This window comes from Neisseria sicca VK64 (assembly GCF_000260655.1).
Classification (GTDB): Bacteria; Pseudomonadota; Gammaproteobacteria; order Burkholderiales; family Neisseriaceae; genus Neisseria; species Neisseria sicca_B.
This window is the reverse complement of the sequence record NZ_AJMT01000132.1, coordinates 1-18,868: the sequence shown is the minus strand read 5'-3', so window position 1 is coordinate 18,868 and position 18,868 is coordinate 1. Positions and strand designations below refer to the sequence as shown.

16 protein-coding genes are annotated in these 18,868 nt (G+C 54.6%); 4 read left to right on the top strand and 12 right to left on the bottom strand.

Annotation, left to right across the window (positions count from 1 at the left end; genetic code table 11):
- Positions 1–815: TerC family protein (locus HMPREF1051_RS07900; protein ID WP_003766828.1), on the bottom strand; the 815-nt coding region annotated here is incomplete at its 3' end.
- On the opposite strand from HMPREF1051_RS07900, the gene HMPREF1051_RS13455 reads away from it, so the two are divergent.
- A complete protein-coding gene (locus HMPREF1051_RS13455; protein ID WP_003766825.1) occupies positions 814–1,056 on the top strand; it encodes a hypothetical protein in 243 nt (80 codons plus the stop codon). The genes HMPREF1051_RS07900 and HMPREF1051_RS13455 overlap by 2 nt on opposite strands.
- Here HMPREF1051_RS13455 and HMPREF1051_RS07895 read toward each other — a convergent pair.
- On the bottom strand, positions 1,053–1,874 hold the full coding sequence (locus tag HMPREF1051_RS07895) for a hypothetical protein (RefSeq protein WP_003766801.1): 822 nt from the start codon (positions 1,872–1,874) through the stop codon (positions 1,053–1,055). The genes HMPREF1051_RS13455 and HMPREF1051_RS07895 overlap by 4 nt on opposite strands.
- A gap of 150 nt (positions 1,875–2,024) precedes the next feature.
- Between HMPREF1051_RS07895 and HMPREF1051_RS07890 the strand changes: the two genes are divergently transcribed.
- From HMPREF1051_RS07890 to mscL, 3 genes are all read left to right on the top strand, one after another.
- Complete coding sequence (locus HMPREF1051_RS07890; RefSeq protein WP_003766813.1) at positions 2,025–3,464, top strand: MFS transporter; 1,440 nt, start codon at positions 2,025–2,027, stop codon at positions 3,462–3,464.
- A 179-nt stretch (positions 3,465–3,643) separates the two neighbouring features.
- Positions 3,644–4,432, top strand: a complete 789-nt coding sequence (gene fabI, locus HMPREF1051_RS07885) for an enoyl-ACP reductase FabI (protein WP_003766805.1) — start codon at positions 3,644–3,646, stop codon at positions 4,430–4,432.
- Positions 4,433–4,715: 283 nt separating this feature from the next.
- Entirely contained in the window at positions 4,716–5,156 is a 441-nt protein-coding gene (mscL, locus tag HMPREF1051_RS07880) for a large conductance mechanosensitive channel protein MscL (protein WP_003766815.1), read from the top strand.
- 153 nt (positions 5,157–5,309) lie between these two features.
- Here the strand turns inward: mscL and katA are convergent, their stop codons facing one another.
- The 10 genes from katA to HMPREF1051_RS07830 form a co-directional block, all read right to left on the bottom strand.
- Positions 5,310–6,824: a catalase KatA gene (gene katA / locus HMPREF1051_RS07875; RefSeq protein ID WP_003766807.1), complete on the bottom strand. Its 1,515-nt coding sequence runs from the start codon at positions 6,822–6,824 to the stop codon at positions 5,310–5,312.
- A 298-nt stretch (positions 6,825–7,122) separates the two neighbouring features.
- Entirely contained in the window at positions 7,123–9,090 is a 1,968-nt protein-coding gene (gene fhuB / locus HMPREF1051_RS07870; protein WP_003766834.1) for a Fe(3+)-hydroxamate ABC transporter permease FhuB, read from the bottom strand.
- On the bottom strand, positions 9,084–10,043 hold the full coding sequence (locus HMPREF1051_RS07865; protein WP_003766830.1) for an ABC transporter substrate-binding protein: 960 nt from the start codon (positions 10,041–10,043) through the stop codon (positions 9,084–9,086). Before HMPREF1051_RS07865 ends, fhuB begins: the two co-directional genes overlap by 7 nt.
- A gap of 102 nt (positions 10,044–10,145) precedes the next feature.
- Positions 10,146–10,910 carry an ABC transporter ATP-binding protein gene (locus HMPREF1051_RS07860; RefSeq protein ID WP_003766799.1) on the bottom strand — a complete coding sequence of 255 codons (765 nt, stop codon included), beginning with the start codon at positions 10,908–10,910 and terminating at the stop codon, positions 10,146–10,148.
- A gap of 215 nt (positions 10,911–11,125) precedes the next feature.
- The gene (locus HMPREF1051_RS07855; protein WP_003766809.1) at positions 11,126–13,348 is read right to left on the bottom strand and encodes a TonB-dependent receptor; all 2,223 of its coding nucleotides are present in this window, start codon (positions 13,346–13,348) and stop codon (positions 11,126–11,128) included.
- A 140-nt stretch (positions 13,349–13,488) separates the two neighbouring features.
- On the bottom strand, positions 13,489–14,781 hold the full coding sequence (locus HMPREF1051_RS07850) for a valine--pyruvate transaminase (RefSeq protein ID WP_003766811.1): 1,293 nt from the start codon (positions 14,779–14,781) through the stop codon (positions 13,489–13,491).
- A gap of 217 nt (positions 14,782–14,998) precedes the next feature.
- Positions 14,999–16,081: a phospho-N-acetylmuramoyl-pentapeptide-transferase gene (gene mraY, locus HMPREF1051_RS07845; RefSeq protein WP_003766803.1), complete on the bottom strand. Its 1,083-nt coding sequence runs from the start codon at positions 16,079–16,081 to the stop codon at positions 14,999–15,001.
- Positions 16,082–16,362: 281 nt separating this feature from the next.
- On the bottom strand, positions 16,363–17,730 hold the full coding sequence (locus tag HMPREF1051_RS07840; RefSeq protein ID WP_003766816.1) for a UDP-N-acetylmuramoyl-tripeptide--D-alanyl-D-alanine ligase: 1,368 nt from the start codon (positions 17,728–17,730) through the stop codon (positions 16,363–16,365).
- A 40-nt stretch (positions 17,731–17,770) separates the two neighbouring features.
- Positions 17,771–18,655: a hypothetical protein gene (locus HMPREF1051_RS07835; RefSeq protein ID WP_003766821.1), complete on the bottom strand. Its 885-nt coding sequence runs from the start codon at positions 18,653–18,655 to the stop codon at positions 17,771–17,773.
- 24 nt (positions 18,656–18,679) lie between these two features.
- Positions 18,680–18,868 (bottom strand): M23 family metallopeptidase (locus HMPREF1051_RS07830; protein WP_003766826.1); only part of this gene is annotated, 189 nt, incomplete at its 5' end.

The following is an 18,868-nucleotide window of genomic DNA, read 5'->3' as shown; positions in this document are numbered from 1 at the left end:
CCCGCTTTGGCAAGCACGCTTTCGCGTATGCCCATCATGCCCAAGACGTTCTCGGCGGTTCGTTTGCGCCATGAGCTGCTGATGTAGTCGTTTTTGCGGCTGTTTCGCTGCGAAATTTGGTTGAACGCTTCAATCAGGATGGAGAAGCCGATAGCGGCGTAGAGGTAGCCTTTCGGGATGTGGAAATGGAAGGCTTCGGCAATGAGGCTGAAACCGATCATCAGCAGGAAACCCAAACAGAGCATGACGACGGTAGGATGCCTGTCCACAAATTCGGTCAGCGGTTTGCTGGCGGAAATCATGACGGTCATGGCAACGGCAACGGCGCCCATGGCGACGACGATGTGATCGACCATCGCAACGGCAGTAATGACGGAATCGATGGAAAATACCGCGTCAAGAATCAGGATTTGGGCAACCACACTCCAAAATCGCGCGTGTTTTTTCTGACTGTCGGCAACGGCAAACTGGTTATGCCCTTCGAGGCGTTCGTGCAGCTCGGTGGTGGCTTTGTAGAGCAGGAAGATGCCGCCTGCGAGCATAATCATGTCTTTGCCGGAAACGTCCAACCCGCTGATGTGGAACAGCGGGCGCGTCAGGGTCATGATGTGTGCCATGAAGCCGAGCATGATGATGCGGATAACGACCGCAAGCCCTAAACCGGTAATGCGTGCGCGGTCGCGTTGGGCGGGTTTGACTTTGTTCGCCAAAATGGCGACGAAAACGAGGTTGTCTATCCCCAAGACGACTTCGAGTACCAGAAGCGTGGCAAAGCCTATCCAAGTATGCGGCTCTGCCAACCAACTGAAATCCATGATTTTTGTATTCCTTTGTGTTCAAACGCGAAAAGGCAGCCTGAAACGCTCAAGCTGCCTGATTCATATCGATACGCACGAAAAACGGCGGGCGGTCATGCTGCTCTGCTCTGGGTCTTTCATGTGTGCGTATGTCTCAAGTAAAAATAATGTAAATAGTTTAGCAGCTTGGAAGGCGGATGGCAAAAGGTCGTCTGAAAACTGGAATTTGCGTTTTCAGACGACCCGCCAAACCGCTTAAATAACCTGCTCTTTGGTTTTGGTCTCCGCGGCTTTATTCGTCATAAAACCGTCTATCGGCGCATAACCCACAAAATCTGCGTTTTCATCCATGATGACTACCCAATCTTTCGTGCGCCCGCTGGTCAGGGGCAGGAAGAACAAAGGTTTGCCGGAGGCAGATACTTTGGCTGATTTGACGATATCCGCTTCAGACATATTGCGGGCGGCAGCCAATTCGGACAACGGCTTCATCACGCGGCGGATTTTTTCGCGCTCGGCAGGGCCGTCGGGCAGCCACCAATTCGGGCGCATACTCGGTTCGATACCCGTCAGCGACAAGCTCAGGCTTTCATTGCCTTCATCGACATTGGCAGCCTCGCGTACGCCTACGCGCTCTATACCGAACCAAGGCAGGGTTTTGAAGCCATCTTTGGCTTTTGCCAAATCCGCCTTATCGATTTCGGCGGCAGTCACAATATTGATACGGTCGCGCTCAAAAGCTGCGGCAACAGGACGGGCAAGGGATACGCTGTACAACCCGTAAATCAAAGCGGCAAGCTGGATCGCGCCGATTAAGGAAAAATCGACCACGCGCTCGCGCATTTTTTTCTTGGGGCTGGCAAGAATCAGGGTCAACAGCGGACCGCACACGATATCCACCGATACGACCAACTTATACAAATCCAAACCGCCGGTCAGTTCGGCATAGGGAAAGGGATACCAGACTTCAAAAACAAGCAGCGCCGCCAAACCCGCCAAAACCAGACTGACAAGCAGATGCAGCGAGGCGCTTTTCACGGCGAAACGCCATCGCGAAACATGTTGAGTATTTTCCATAATGTTTGTCCGTAACGTAATTATTTGAAATATGATTTTTTGAAGACGTCATTATATCGGAATATAAAAGTTTTGCGGAAAACCAAATAAACATTTTTTTACATATCCCATGTTAAAATCCGCGTTTCTCAAATATTTCAATATGATGCTATGCATACTTCCGATATTGACACAGACGATACGGCTCACGAATACCACGCCGACAATCCCGATTTTCCTGCCAAAACCGTTGTGGCGACGCTGTTTATCGGCGCGTTTTTCGGCTATCTCAACGACACGCTTTTAAATGTTGCGCTCACGCCGATTATGAAGGATTTCGGTGTCGATAAGACCACCGTCCAATGGCTGACGACGGGCTTTTTACTGGTGATGGGCGCGTTCACGCCGATTACGGCGGGCGTGATTCAGTGGTTTGAAACGCGCAAGATGGTGTTGTTTACGCAGGCAACGTTTCTGGCGGGTTCACTGATTTGCGCGTTTGCGCCGACCTTCGGGATTCTGGTCGTGGGGCGGATGGTGCAGGCGGTGTCTGCTGCGTTTTTCGTGCCGCTCCTGTTTAACGGCATTTTGTCGATTTACCCGCCGAACAAACGCGGAACGGCGATGGGTGTGATTACCATGATGTTCACCGCCGCGCCCGCGATAGGGCCGACGCTGTCGGGCATCATCATCGACCACACGCATTGGCGCGTGCTGTTCGGCTTTACCGCGCCGTTTATGCTGGCGGCGATGGCGTTGGTGGGCAAGTATCTGACGGTCAATTTGAGTACCATCAGCCGTCCGAAGATTGATATTTTGTCGGCTGTGCTGTCGATTGCCGGCTTGGGTGGGCTGGTGTATGCGAGCAGTAATTTCGCCAGTCTGCCGCTGGCGGAATTTATCCTGCTGTTTGCCGCCTCCGTCGCGCTGGTGGGTTGGTTCGCATACCGCCAGTCCCGCTTGGCGACGCCGCTGCTGAACCTTCGGGCGTTTGAGTATAAGCAGTTCCGCCACTGCGTCGTGATTCTGGCGGGCGCGGTGTTCCTATTTTTGGGTTTGGAACTGCTGATGCCGATGTACACGCAGCAGGTGCTGATGCTGACGGGTACGGCGACGGGGCTGATTCTGATGCCTGCGAGCATCGCCCAAGCGGTTGCCGCGCCTTTGTTCGGCAAACTGCTGGACAAGAAAGGCGGACGGTTTGTCGTGTTGCCCGCCACGGTGATGCTGACGGTGTCGCTGGCGGTGTTGTGGCTGTTTTTGCGGATTGACACGCAAGTCATGATGCTGACCGCCATGTTCACCTTGATGGCGGTGTCTGTATCCGCCTGCGTAACGGGCGAAACCCACGGCTTGAACGCGCTGCCGAAAAAGCTCAATCCCCACGGCGCGGCGATTCTGACCACCATCAACCCGATTGCCGGCGCAATCGGCGCGGCATTTTTCGTCGGCGCGACCAATATCGGCGAGAAACTGTCTTCCGCCGCCTCGCCGCAACAAGCCATGCTTGACGGCATTCATCTGGCGATGGGCAGCGCGCTGGTGTTGGGCGCGGTAATGGTGTTTTTCGCCATGCGCCTGAAACGTCACGAACCGGACAAACAAGTTTGAACATAAGGTACTAAACGGGCATTTGAAAGAAGCCGCAAACAGCACAAAGAGGTCGTCTGAAAAAATGCAAAAAACGTCAGGACGACAGGTTATCTCTTGTTTTCTATACCGAAACCGCCCCAGTTTGCTATAATGCCCAGTTTCATCAAACCGCAATACCACACTTTAAAGGACAAAAAATGGGTTTTCTGCAAGGTAAAAAAATCCTGATCACCGGCATGATTTCCGAGCGTTCCATCGCTTACGGCATTGCCAAAGCCTGCCGCGAACAAGGCGCGGATTTGGCGTTTACCTACGTTGTTGACAAACTGGAAGAGCGCGTCCGCAAAATGGCCGCCGAATTGGGTTCCGAACTCGTGTTCCGCTGCGATGTCGCCAGCGACGAAGAAATCAACCAAGTTTTCGCCGATTTGGGCAAACATTGGGACGGCTTGGACGGCCTCGTCCACTCCATCGGTTTCGCACCGAAAGAAGCCTTGAGCGGCGACTTCCTCGACAGCATCAGTCGCGAAGCGTTTAATACCGCACACGAAATTTCCGCATACAGCCTGCCCGCATTGGCAAAAGCCGCTCGTCCAATGATGCGCGGCAGAAACTCCGCCATCGTCGCCCTGAGCTACTTGGGCGCGGTTCGTGCGATTCCGAACTACAACGTCATGGGCATGGCAAAAGCCAGCCTCGAAGCAGGCATCCGCTTTACCGCCGCCTGCTTGGGCAAGGAAGGCATCCGCTGCAACGGCATTTCCGCTGGCCCGATCAAAACCCTCGCTGCTTCCGGCATTGCCGATTTCAGCAAACTCTTGGGACACGTCGCTTCCCACAATCCGCTCGGCCGCAACGTAACCATCGATGAAGTCGGCAACACCGCCGCCTTCCTGCTCTCCGAACTCTCTTCAGGCATTACCGGCGAAATCACTTACGTTGATGGCGGTTACAGCATCAACGCCCTGAACGACGAAGAGGCGTAATGATTTGTAATATTTTGTAGAAAAGACAACTTATTACACAAAAAACCGTCTGATTAAGTGGTGTAAAAAAGGTACACCGGCTATTTCAGGCGGTTCTTTTTTCGTATAAAAGGCGGCATATTTCGGGAATTTTGTCATAAAAACAAATTTTAACTTTTCTGAATTTTATTTAACGAATAAAACGATACCATGCCTGCCGGTTTGGAAAAGCCCGTCCGTCACTTAGGACGCACTTTTTTTAAAAATTTCACTTTATTATCCACAAACATACAGGAGGACATTTATGTCTATTGCTTCAGAATTCAAACAGTTTATTATGCGCGGCAACGTTATCGACTTGGCAGTCGGTATGGTCGTCGGTACTGCATTTAGCGGCATCGTTAAATCTTTGGTTGACGACGTAATCATGCCCCCTATCGGTCTGTTGATCGGCGGCGTTGACTTCTCCAACCTGTTCATCACCCTGAAAAACGGTGCGCAAGCGCCCGCAGAAGGCTATGCCAACTTGGCGGCAGCCCAAGCAGCCGGTGCCGTCACCCTGAACCTCGGTCTGTTCATCAACTCCGTTATCAGCTTCCTGATCATTGCTGCTGCGATTTTTGCCGTTATCAAAGCATTGAACTCCATGAAAAAAGCCGAAGCGCCTGTTGAAGAAGCACCTGCAGAGCCTAGCGAAGAAGTATTGCTGTTGCGCGAAATCCGCGACTCTCTGAACAAAAAATAATCTTTTAAAGATTTGAAAATAAAAGGTCGTCTGAAAATTTTCAGACGACCTTTTTGTTTTGCGTATCTCTCCGATATCAATGATTTACAGTTTGCGGTATCGGATTGCGTGGGATAACCATTCTTCAATCTCTATCCACATAACCCCTCCCATTTACAGCAAACCTGGCTGACCCAATGCGGGGTCGGTCGCGCGGGCGGCTTTCGCATCTTCAACGGTCAGTCCCAAGGCTTTCGCCACACCTTCGCCGTAGGCGGGGTCGCAACGGTGGCAGTTGCGGATGTGGCGGTATTTGATGAAGTCGGGGGCGTCGCCCATGGCTGCGGCGGTGTTGTCGAACAAAGCCTGTTTCTGCGCGTCGTTCATCAGGTTAAACAAGGCGCGCGGTTGGCTGAAATAGTCGTCATCGTCTTGGCGGTAGTCCCAGTGCGCCGCGTCGCCGTTGATTTTCAAAGGCGGTTCGGCGAAGTCGGGCTGCTCCTGCCATTGGCCGAAGCTGTTGGGTTCGTAGTGCGGCAGGCTGCCGTAGTTGCCGTCGGCGCGGCCTTGCCCGTCGCGCTGGTTGCTGTAAACGGGACAACGCGGGCGGTTGACGGGTATTTGGCGGAAGTTCACCCCCAGGCGGTAGCGTTGCGCGTCGGCGTAATTGAACAGGCGGGCTTGCAGCATTTTGTCGGGGCTGGCGCCGATACCGGGAACCAGGTTGCTCGGCGCGAAGGCGGATTGTTCCACATCGGCGAAGAAGTTTTCGGGATTGCGGTTCAACTCGAATTCTCCCACTTCAATCAGCGGATAGTCTTTTTTCGGCCAAACTTTGGTCAGGTCGAAGGGATGATACGGCACTTTTTCCGCATCGGCTTCAGGCATGACTTGGATGTACATCGTCCATTTCGGAAACTCGCCGCGTTCGATGGCTTCGTACAGGTCGCGCTGGTGGCTTTCGCGGTCGTCGGCGATGATTTTGGCGGCTTCTTCGTTGGTCAGGTTTTTAATGCCTTGCTGGCTGCGGAAATGGAATTTCACCCAAAAACGTTCGCCCGCTTCGTTCCAAAAGCTGTAAGTATGCGAACCGAAGCCGTGCATATGGCGGTAACTGGCGGGAATGCCGCGGTCGCTCATGACGATGGTGACTTGGTGCAGGGCTTCGGGCAGCAGCGTCCAGAAGTCCCAGTTGTTCGTGGCGGAGCGCATATTGGTGCGCGGGTCGCGTTTGACCGCCTTGTTCAGGTCGGGGAATTTGCGCGGGTCGCGCAGGAAGAACACAGGCGTGTTGTTGCCGACCATGTCCCAGTTGCCTTCTTCGGTATAGAACTTCAACGCAAAGCCACGGATGTCGCGTTCCGCATCGGCTGCGCCGCGCTCGCCCGCCACGGTGGTGAAACGGGCGAACATCTCGGTTTTCTTGCCGACTTCGCTGAAGATTTTGGCGCGGGTGTATTTCGTGATGTCGTGCGTCACGGTGAACGTACCGAACGCGCCCGAACCTTTGGCGTGCATACGGCGTTCGGGTATCACTTCGCGCACGAAGTCGGCAAGTTTTTCATTCAGCCACAAATCCTGCGCCAGCAACGGGCCGCGCGCGCCTGCGGTCAGGCTGTTTTGATTGTCGGCAACTGGGGCGCCGTTGTTCATGGTCAGGTAGGTTACGGGACATTTAGAGACAGTCATAATAATTTCCTTTGTGAAATGGTCAGTGGTTTATAAAACGATTTGCCGAAAAGCATATTCGTAGCCGGTTTCTTGGCATTCATAAATTTCTTGTATCGACATTTATTTTTCCTTTTGTTTAAGCTATGAATAGGACTATACAGAAAGGTTTTGACTATTGGAACTATGACTTCAATTTAATATTGTTATTATTAATTGAAATTTGATTTTTGTTAGATTTTTGTTATTGGTGATGCACTAAATAGAAAAAGGTCGTCTGAAACTGTTTTCAGACGACCTTTTTGTATCTCCGTTCCCATTAAAGCTTGCGCATCATCATCATGAAATATGCGCCGCCTATGAGCGTGGCCATCATTCCGGCGGGGACTTCGTAAGGGAACATTACCTGCCTGCCCAGCCAGTCGGCCGTCATCATAACCGATGCGCCGATGAGTGCGGCGGCGGCAAGTTGCTGTTTGGGCAGGCGTGCGCCGAGCATACGGGCCAGATGCGGCGCAAGCAGTCCGACGAAGCTCAAGGGGCCGATAAGCAGAGTGGATAAGGCGGTTAACGCTGCGCTTGAGACGATCAGCACCAGCCGTGCAAGGGAGACGTTGATGCCGACGGAGCGGGCGATTGTCGCGTTCAGGCTGAGCAGTCCGAGCCAGCGTTGCAGCGGGAGGATGAGGAGGAGCGAGGCGACGGCGAGGAGGCCGACGGTAAGGGCGGATTCGGGCGTTGCCTGATAGGTCGAACCTGACATCCACAATAAAAGCAGTTGTACGCGGAAATCACCGCTTGCCGTCCAAATGCGGATGGCGGCATCGGCGAGTGCGGCCAGTGCCATGCCGGTAAGCAGGATTTTTTCGGGGGTAAATCCGTTTTTGCGGTTGAACAGCATCAACAGCCCCAAGGATACGAGAGCGGAAACGATACCTGTCAACCAAAACCAGCCGCTGCCCGAGGTAATGCCGAACAGCATCACTACCGCCATCGCGCCGAATGCCGTTCCGGAGCTGATACCCAAGAGTTCGGGTCCCGCCATCGGGTTTTGCGTCAGCCTTTGCAGTATGACGCCGGTCAACGCGAGCATGGTGCCGGTGGCGGCGGCGAGCAGCACGCGCGGGTAGCGGAATACGAAATATTCCGGGTCTATGGTCAGGCGCAGGGTTTCGTCATAGCGTCCGACCGTAAACGCCAATACCGATACGGCGACGGCGATAAGCGGCAGAAAACGCAAGAGGCGCGGGACGTGCGGCGCGGCGGTTGAAATATCGGAGGTCGTCTGAAACGAAGGACGCGGAGGTGCTTTCGCCGTCAGCCACAACAAAAGCGGCGCGCCGACGAGGGCAGTTACAGCACCGGCGGGCAGATCGGTGCCGCGGTAGTGTTTCAGCAGCATCAGGCCGTTGTCCGTCAGCATCAAAAGCAGTGCGCCGATGATGAAGGAACAAATCAGACGCATGGACAGCGTGCGTACGCCCATTTGCCGCACCAGCGTCGCCGCCGCCAATCCGACAAAGCCCATCATGCCGACAAAGCCGACCACGCCCGCACTCAAAAATGCAGCAACCGCCAAAGACAGCAGGCGGATTTTCTTCACCGGTATGCCTGCCGATTCCGCCTGCGTATCACCCAGGCTCATGATGTTTAACGGTTTGATTAAAAAGGCGGTAAGTATGGCAGCAACGGCAATCCGCCACAAAAGCCCCAACGTATCGCGCCAACTGTCCTGCACCAGGGAGCCGCTGCCCCACTGCATCACGCCGCGCGTCTCTTCGCTGAAAAACAGCATCACGATACCGGTGAGGGAACCCAGATACAGGCTGACCACCAAACCCGCCAGCACGACGCTGAGCGGTTGCAGGGCGCGCCGTGCCGACAGCCGCAATACCGCGCCCAAAGCCGCCGCTGCGCCGGCAAACGCCACGGCGGACGTGCCGTAGGCAAGGAAGGAAGGGGCGAACACGGTCGCCGCCACCAAAGCCGCCTGCGCGCCGCTGCTAACTGCCAGCGTACTGTCGGATGCGAGCGGATTGCGCATCAACTGCTGCATCAGCATGGTCGCCATCGCCGTACTGCCGCCCGCGAGCAGCGCCATCGCCATGCGGGGCAGGGTGTTGTTCTGCACCATCAGCGCGTCCAAAGGCAGGCTGTCGGGACGATCAAACAGCCGCAGCCACGGCAGCGTCCATTCCAGCTTCAATATCCAAAACGCCGTCAGCGCGCACGATATTGCCAACGCGGCGGCAAGGATAGGCAGGGGTCGTCTGAAAATCTTTACCATGCGACTTCCTTTTGTGCGGACGGGTTTTTAGACGACATCGAACGCATCAGTTGCAAAGTGAAACGCTGCATGGATGGCAGCGCGCCGTAGCTCCACGACGGCTCGAAGATGCGGCGGTTTGCAGGGCGGCTGAACGGCAGGCGTTGCCAAAGCGCGCTTTTTTCGAGCGTTGCATGTGTATTTTGAGGATGCGGTTTGACGATGATCAGCAGCGTGTTCGGCGGCAGCTTTGCCAAATCTAAAAGCGTGATGTTTTCGAAACCCCATTCGTTGCTTTTGCCCGTCCAGGCATTGTTTAGCCCCAATTTGTCGAACACGGCCTGAAACAGCGAAGTCTTGCCGTAAATCCGCAAATGCCGCCCGTCGGCAAACTGCACCACCGCAAACGGGCGGCCGCGATATGCCGAGAGCGCGGGTTTGGCGCGAGCAAACAGGTTTTCCGTACCGGCAATCAGCTTTTCGGCAGCGGCAGGGTCGCCGATGATTTTACCCAGCCTGCGCGTGGCTTCGACCGTGTGGGCATATTCGATGCCTTTTGCCGTGCCGAAATCCACTTCGCGTACTGGGGCGATTTTTTCAAACTGGGACTTGGCGGCGGCATACCAGGAAGATTGCACGAAAAAATCAGGCTTTATCTGATACAGCCGCTCCAAATTCGGCTGGAAGCGCAGCCCCGCTTCCTTGACGGCAGCGGGCAGCGGAGGATGGTTCACCCAGGTATCGTACACGCGGCGGTCGGCGACGCTGACGGGCGGATGCCCCATCGCCGTCAGTGTTTCGGCGACCGTCCAGTCCGAAGTCGCCACGCGCGGTGCGGCGGGTGCAGGCAGGGAAAACAGGAGGGCGGCGGTAAAAAACAGCCGTGCGGCAAGGCGGGGAATGTCGTCTGAAAAGCGGTGGGACATCAGCTTGGAAGGTTTTTCGGTTTTTGAATAAAGGGTCGTCTGAAACATATCGGATACAGGTATTCTACAATGGTCTGCAATGTCATCCGGTTTGGATTCGGGTGGCGGATTTTATGGTCGGAGCTTATGCGACAGGACGGCTTGCCTGCGTCAAGGCAATGCCACGGGGCGGCCGTTTTCAGGATGGGCGATGATGTTCATATCGACGCTGTAAATGTCTTTCAACACTTCTGCGGTCATGATGTCGGCGGGTTTGCCCGTTTTTAATAGCCGTCCCTGTTTGAGCGCGACCAGTTCATCGCAATACTGCGCTGCCAGATTAATGTCGTGGATGACGATGATGACGCCCAAACCCAAATCGCGAGACAGCTTGCGCACCAGTGCCATCACGTCAATTTGGTGGGCGATGTCCAAAGCGGCAAGCGGTTCGTCCAGCAGCAAAAAGCGGCTTTGCTGCGCCAGGCACATCGCCAGCCAGACGCGCGAACGTTCGCCGCCCGAAAGCGTATCGACGATTTGATCGGCAAAATTTTCCGTATGCGTCAGCCGCAACGCCTGTTCCACCGCCTGTCTGTCCGCATCGTTCGTGCGCCCTAAAAGCCCGCTCCAGGCATAACGCCCCATCATAACCAGCTCGCGCGCGGTCAACGCGGTGGCGGCGGGCAGGTGCTGCGGAAGATAGGCGACTTCTTTGGCGTATGCGCGGGCAGAATAGGCGCGTATTTCTTTGTCGTTCAGCAATATCCTGCCGCCTGCTGGTTCATGCTGGCGGGTGAGCAGTTTCAACAGCGTGGACTTGCCCGAGCCGTTATGACCGATGAGGCCGTACACGCGGTTAGGGGAAAAGTTGACGCTGATGTCGTGCAGCAGCGAGCGGCCGGGTATGGCGAAGGTGGCGTTTTGGATTTGGAACACGTTTCAGACGACCTTTTAGTGGGTTTGACGTTATTCGGAGAAAGCGGCGGCGCAGCAAAATCCATTGCCCGTTGTCGGTGCCGATGCCGCAAAGGCGGAGTTTTACGGCGGTTGTCCGAAAGCGTAGGGCAAAGTCGGACGCCCCAGGCTCCAAGGTCGTCTGAAAACGTTTCAGACGACCTTTGGACCGTTGGAGGCCGTTTGCCGCCCGTCCCTTAAAAATCGACCGAAGCCGACAGGGTGAAGCTGCGCGGTGCGCCGGCGTTCAGGTAGCCGTTGTTAGGGTATCCGCCGACGGATGCCCAGTATTTCTTGTTGGCAACATTATCGAGGCGGGCGCGGAAGGTGGCTTCGTGCCTGCCGATTTGGGTGCGGTAGCGCGCGCCGATGTCGAAGCGCGTCCAGCCGCCGACTTTAAGCGTATTGGCCGCGTCGGCGTAGGAAGAGCCGGTATAGACCATGCGTCCGTCAAATGCCAAACCCTGCACTTTCGGCACTTCCCATTCCAAGCCAATGTTGGCTTGGGTTTTAGCCGCGCCGATGGTGCGTTTGCCGTCAGTTGAAGACGAGCCGGTAGATTTCTGCTTGGCATCGAGCAGGGTAATGCCGCCCAAGAGCTTCACACCTTGTGCGACTTCCCCGTAAACGGTGATTTCCGCGCCCCGGTGGCGGTCTTTGCCTTCGGAGGTGAAGCGGGCGGTGTTGTCGCTTTCGGCAACGTAAAGCGAACGCGGTTTGTTGGTGTGGAACAGGGCCAATCCCGCGCCGAAGCCGTTGGCTTCAAATTTCGTGCCGATTTCTTTTTGTTTGGAAACATAGGGTTTGAGCGATTCGCCGGTATTGCTGACGGCGTAGACCCGGCCGTTGATGGAAGCAGTCGAGCCTGCAGTCGCGCCTTGTCCCAGGCTTTCGATGTAGTTGCCGTACACCGACCAATTCGGCGTGATGCGGTACACCGCGCCGGCGGCGGGACTGAGGCGCGATTTTTTGTAATTTTCGGTTTGAGCGCCCGTATTATAGGCGTAAGCCTTGTTATGCACCTGCTGCCAGCGCGCCCCGAGCATGAATTGCAGGCGTTTGTCCCAAAGACTGAAGGTGTCGCCCAAGGCAAAGCTGGTCAGACGTGTTTTGCCGGTAACGGCAGGATTGCCCATGTCATTGCCCGAATACAGCGGGTCGGCGGCGGCGGGTTGCGGATAGCGGGACGGGTTGTAGAGGTTGGTCGTATATTGGTTGCCCCAATCCATGATGTAAGCGTTTTTGCGCGAGGATTGGAAACGGTTGGCGGCGGCGGTCCATTCGTGCTCTACCGCGCCCGTATTGAATTTGCCGCGCAAACCGATTTCGCCCGTGTCGATTTTATCCTTACGCGCGTTGTCGAAGCGGTAAATTGATCCGTCGCCGTTGACATTGCGGACAGTCAGGTTTGCCAGAGAATTGTTTTCCTTGCTGCGGCGGAAGCCATAGGCGGCGTAGGCAGTCAGGTTGTCGTTGAAATCGTATTCGCCGCGCATTGTGCCGAACCAGTCGCGCTCGTTGGAATACGTCCACGGCTGCGCCCAGTTGGACGAGGCATCAGGCGCGGCCGGCACGGCGGTCAGGCCTGACAGGGTAACATTGGTACGCGTGGCTTTGAGCTTGTTGTCCTGCCAGCCCAAATCGGCGGACAGGCGGGCATTTTCATTGCGCCAGTCTAGGCCGACATTGACCAGGCTGAGTTTGGACTTTTCGTCATCTATTGCGGTTTTGCCGTTATGGTGCGCCGCATTGACGCGCACGCCGAATTCCTGATTTTGTCCGAAACGGCGCGCCACGTCCGCCGCCAAACCACCGCGTTTTCCCGCGCCGTAATTGGCAGTCAGCCGGTTCAATCCTTCATTGGACGCGCGTTTGGGCAATACGGATACCGTGCCGCCGATATTGTTGCCGCCCGGCGCCATGCCGTTTAAGAAGGCGGATGCGCCGCGCTGGACTTCCACGCGTTCGAAAAGCTCGGTGGCGATGTATTGGCGCGGCAGGATGCCGTAAAGGCCGTTGTACATGGTATCGTCCGATTCGGCGGCAAAGCCGCGTATGAAATACGCTTCCTGAAAATTGCCGTAACCGCGCGCAACGCGGACGGTCGGGTCGTTTTGCAGTACGTCGCCGACGCTGCGCGCATGTTTGTCCTGAATCAGCCTATTGGTGTAAGCAGTATTGGAGAACGGCGATTCTAGGTTTTTTTTATTGCCCAAAATACCCACGCGGCTGCCGCGCGCCACCTGTCCGCCCTTAAATGCAGGAATCAAACCGCCCTTGGATGCGTCCGCGCTGGCGGTTACGGTGATGGTTTCGAGTTCGGCGATTTCTTGGGCTTGGGGTTCGTCTGAGGCAAATACCGCCGAAACGGCAAAGAGGGAGAGGCTGAGGATGCTGAGTCTGGAAGCAGGCTTAATCATTTGTATTTTCTTTCAAAAGTCGATCGTAACGGTTAATTTTAAAAGAAAATTAATTTCATTTCAAAAAAAATAAATGATAAAAGGTCGTCTGAAACTGTTTTCAGACGACCTTTTGACTGAATGGCTGTCAACTTTACCGTTTACGCCGCGTCGTACAAACCGCGCACCACCCTGCCGATGGCGGTGATGCCTTTTTCCAGCGTTTCCACGTCCTGCGCGATGCTCATGCGGATGCACTCGCGGGCGTGCGGGTAGTCCTGCGTTTCGATGCCGACGAAGAAATGTTCACCCGGAATAATCAGCGTGCCTTCGGCTTTGAGCATTTCGTACAGGGTTTGCGATGAAACAGGCAGGTTTTCAAACCAGAGCCACAGGAAAATCGCGCCTTCGGGCTTGTGGATTTTCAGCGGATACGCGCCCAGCTCACGCTTGAGCAGCGAGACGGCGGTTTGCGCCTGATTGCGGTAAAACGGCCGGATGACGTCGTCTGAAAGCTGTTTCAGACGACCGTCCTGCAACAGGGGCGTTGCGATGGCTGCGCCGAAGCGGGTGGGCGACAGGTTCACAATCGCGTTCAGACTGCTGACGGCTTTGACGACTTCGGGCGCAGCGACGATGATGCCGGTGCGCACGCCCGGCAAGCCGACTTTGGAAAGGCTGAAGCAAAGGATGATGTTTTCGTGCCAATTCAGCGTCACGTCGCTATAAATGATGTTGGGGAACGGCATTCCGTAGGCGTTGTCGATAATCAGCGGAATGCCGTGTTCTTGCGCCAAAGCGTCCAGCCGCGCCATTTCGCCGTCGGTCAGCACGTTGCCGGTCGGGTTGGTCGGGCGCGAACAGCAAATCGCGCCGATTTTGCCCGCTTTGAGTTCGGTCAGGCTTTCCAGCGCGTCAAAGTCCACGCGGTATTTGAAGAAGCCTTCTTCGCCCTCGTGTTCGACAGCTTCGATTTTCGGTTTGACGGAAACGAAGTGCTGCCCTTCGACATGCACGTCGGCATAGCCGATGTATTCGGGCGCGAGCGGCAGCAGGATAGCTTTCTCTACGGAAAGGTCGTCTGAAACCTTGAATTTGCCGCCGAAGAGGTTGAAAAGATAGAAAAACGCGTTCTGTGAACCATTAGTCAACGCGATATTGTCGGCAGTCAGGTTCCAGCCGTATTCGCGGTTGAGGAAGGCGGTCAACGCGTCAATCAGCGCGGCATCGCCTTGTGGATTGGAGTAGTTGCCGATGTTCTCAACAGCGTGTTCTGCCGCCAGCTTGGAAAATACGTCGGCGAACACGGCGTTGACTTCGGCAATCCGCGCCGGATTGCCGCCGCCGAGCATGTTGACGGGCTTATCGCTTTTGAGCGCGTCGCCGAGGTCGTCCATAAGTTGCAGGATGCCGCTGTGTTGCGTGAATTTTTCGCCGAATGCCGAGAACTGCATGATGACTCCGTGTAGATATGATTGGCGGGGATTATATCAGCTTGATATGGTGAGGGGTCGTCTGAAAATGAATGTGGCGGGTTTGACGCACCATTGTCCCAACATCGCAAGAATATGTGACGGCAATTCATCTGCCCTGCCCTCTTAAAAATTCAGACGACCCGATGGATCTCATCAGGTCGTCTGAAAATGTGAACGTCAGAAAAGGGAAAGCGACTTAGCGGATTTTCAGCGTACTCAATCCGATTAACACCAAGACGATGGTAATAATCCAGAAGCGGACGACGACTTGGGTTTCTTTCCAGCCTTTTTGTTCGTAGTGGTGGTGGATGGGCGCCATCAGGAAGATGCGTTTTTTGGTTCTCTTATACCAGCCGACCTGAAGCATAACGGACACGGCTTCGACGACGAACAGACCGCCCATGATGACGAGGACAAACTCTTGGCGGACGATGACGGCAACGGTACCGAGTGCCGCCCCCAATGCCAGCGCGCCGACGTCGCCCATGAAGACTTGCGCGGGATAGGCGTTGAACCACAAGAATCCGAGACACGCGCCGCACATGGCGGTACAGAAAATCACGACTTCGTTCGCGCCTGCGACATAAGGCAGTTGCAGGTATTGGGCAAATTGGGCATGGCCGCTGGCGTAGGCGAAGATGGCGAGGCCGGCGGCAACGAGGACGACGGGGAAGGCGGCAAGTCCGTCAAGGCCGTCGGTGAGGTTGACGGCGTTGGAAGTGCCGACGATAGTCAGATAGGTCAGGACGACGAAGCCGACCACGCCCAGCGGCAAAGCGACTTGTTTGAAGAAGGGAACGATGAGGATGTTGTTGGAGCTATTGGACGCAAGGTAAAACAAGGCAAGCGCGGCAACGATGGCGACGCTTGACTGCCACACCATTTTGAATTTGGCGGAAACACCGTTGGGGTCTTTATAGACGACTTTGCGCCAGTCGTCGTAAAACCCGAGTGCGCCCGTGGCAAGCAATACGCCCAAAAGAATCCAAATATACGGGTTTGCCCAGTTGCCCCACAACAACGTGGATACGGTGATGGCGGTCAGAATCAGCGAACCGCCCATGGTCGGCGTGCCGTTTTTGATGAGGTGGGTTTGCGGCCCATCGGTGCGTACCGCCTGCCCGACTTTCAACTGCGTCAGTTTGCGGATGGTCCACGGACCGAGCAGCAGGGAAAACGCCAGGGCGGTCAAAGCTGCCATGACGGCGCGGAATGTGGTGTATTGAAAGACATTCAGACCGGTCAACCAGTTACTGAAATGTGCAAGCCATAAAAACATGGGGCTTCCTTTTGTTTTTGTTGTTACATTGGGCTTATCGCCCGTTTTAAAGTTTGGTTTTTGGGGTCGTCTGAAAAAGTTTCAGACGACCTTTGTTGATTATCAAGCTGCTTATGACAGTCAGTGCCTGCTGAAGTTCACTCTCTATGCAGGTTTCTAGCGAACCCGTTATCCGTTGTTTAGAGAGATGGCAACGTTATTGAGTAGTGGCGGCGTTAGTGTCTTTCTCAATCACGCAAATCGGATAATTTCGCACCAATCAGCAATAAGGCTTTTCATTTTCAGACGACCTCTTTGTCCGTCAATGCCTCGACCACTTCTTCCATCTTCATAAAGCGCGAACCTTTCACCAACACGGTGGCGCGTTCGGGCAAATCGTGGCTCAACACTTGAATCAACGGGTCTTTGGCGGCGAACCACAAACCGTCCGCGCCAAACGTTTCTGCCGCTTCGACGCTGTTGTCGCCGACAAAATAAGCCGCTTCGATACCTTGGTCGCGAGCGTACGCGCCGACTTCGGCGTGCATGGCGGCAGCTTCGTCCTCGCCCAATTCGCCCATATCGCCCATCACAAAAATGCGCGGCGCAGGCATACGTGCCAACACGTCAATCGCAGCTTTCATGCTGTCGGGATTCGCGTTGTAGGTATCGTCAATCAGTGTCGCGCCTTTGATGCCGGCTTTGACGTTCAGACGACCTTTGATGTTGCTGAAACCTTTCAAACCTTCCGCCACATCGTCCAAACTCAAACCCGCAGCCAAAGCCAACGCGGCGGCAGCGGCGGCGTTGTGGACATTGTGGCGGCCGGGAACGGGCAGCACCACGGCGGCGCGCTCATCGCCGCACACCAAATCAAATTCGCACGACAAAGGTTTCAGCACAATATTTTCCGCATGGACATCGCCGCTATCGACGCCGAAAGTCCGCTGCTGATGACCTTGGGAGGTCGTCTGAAACACGGCGGCATGTTCGTCTTCGCACGGAATCAAAGCCAATCCGTCTTCGCCCAAGCCTTGATAAATCTCGCTTTTCGCCTTGGCAATATCGAGCGTACCGTCAAAACCGCAGCCGACATGGGCGCGCAGGGCGTTGTTGACCAAGGCGGCATCGGGTTTGGCGATTTGCGTCAAAACCGCCAGTTCGCCGAAATGGTTCATGCCCATTTCGATCACGGCATAACGGTGTTTTTCGTTTAATTTCAACAAAGTCAGCGGCAGCCCGATATGGTTGTTGAAGTTGCCCGCCGTCGCCAACACGGCATCATCGCCGAAACGGCGGCGCAATACCGCAGCCAGCATCTCCTTCACCGTCGTCTTACCGCCTGAGCCGGTAATGCCGAACACAAACGGGTTCACATTATCGCGCCACGCCTTCGCCAGCGTTTGCAACGCGGCAAGCGTGTCATCGACTTTCAACGCGCCATCCAAAGCAGCGCAATCTTCGCGCGAAACCACAACCGCCGCCGCACCCGCAGCCAATACGTCTTTAACAAAATCATGCGCGTCAAACCGCTCGCCCGCCAAAGCAAAAAACACATCGCCCGCACGGATGTCGCGGCTGTCGGTTACGATGCGCGAAACAGGTTTGTTTTCAGACGGCGTCGGAAGGTTGAGGGTTTGGCAGATGAAATTTAGGTCTAGTGGTTTCATGGTTTCTTTCGTTTGTTTTTTTCAGACAGTTTTTTAACACTCAGCTACCGATTTTTCCGTACTCCTGATAATCGGAGAAACACAATACGATGGTTTTACCGTTTTTACGGTAAGGGTGGCAGAGGCTGTAATGACCGTCTTCCGCTTCATAGCGCATTTCCTGAGTTTGTCCGGCAAATACTTTTTGCAGATATTCGCGCTCCTTTAAATTCGGAGAATAGACATAGTCCATTTTCTTGATCATCACTTTCTCACCATTTCGGTCCATGACAAAATTATCATTACCTTCTACATTTTGATTGGCAGCAGGTACAGCTTCATTTTGACTGGCGGCAGGTACAGCTTCGCCACCTACGTTAAGGCGGGAATCGGCTGAAAAAGCCAGATAAACCGGTTTGTTGTCGATCTTATCCGGCACGATAATCATGGCAGATTTGAACGACAAATCGTCTTTAGCCATCAAATCAAGGATTTCTGACGATTTTTTAATATACGCCAAGTCGAAACGGTAATCTGTCAAGGCATCTATTTGAGCAGGATTGTCTTGGACGATGCGCTCCGACGATTGGGTTAAGATGTCGCGTTTTTGCCGAATAGTCAGGTAATTGCCGCCGAACAGCAACGCAGCCAAAATAGGAAATACCGCCAACAGCAGATATACGGTTTTCCTACCGCCACGGACTTCTTCTTCCTGCCCGCGCTCGGCAATACGGGTCAGATTCAACATGATGTTCAACATCAACGTACCACCCATCACAGCCAAAATCCCCAAAATACTCATCAGGAAAATTTCTGTAATGTGTTCACGGAACACCTTGAGTCCGAAGACTTGGATCAATATCAACGCGAACACCCAATACACCAGCAGTGTCACTGCTACCATACCGATGATGTTCGTTGCCTTGACCAATTTTTTTGCGTTCATCTCTTCACTCTTTTTTCAGACGACCTATTTGTCCTGATTAATCAATGGATACGGATTAATCGCACCGCTTGGCAGATACACGCCGTAATGCAAATGGGCCGGCGTGGTTTTGGCATTGCCGGTTTTACCGACATAGCCGATGACCTGTCCTTCTTTCACGCGTTCATACAGGCGGACGCTGGCGAATTTGTTGAGGTGGGCATAGTAATGCCA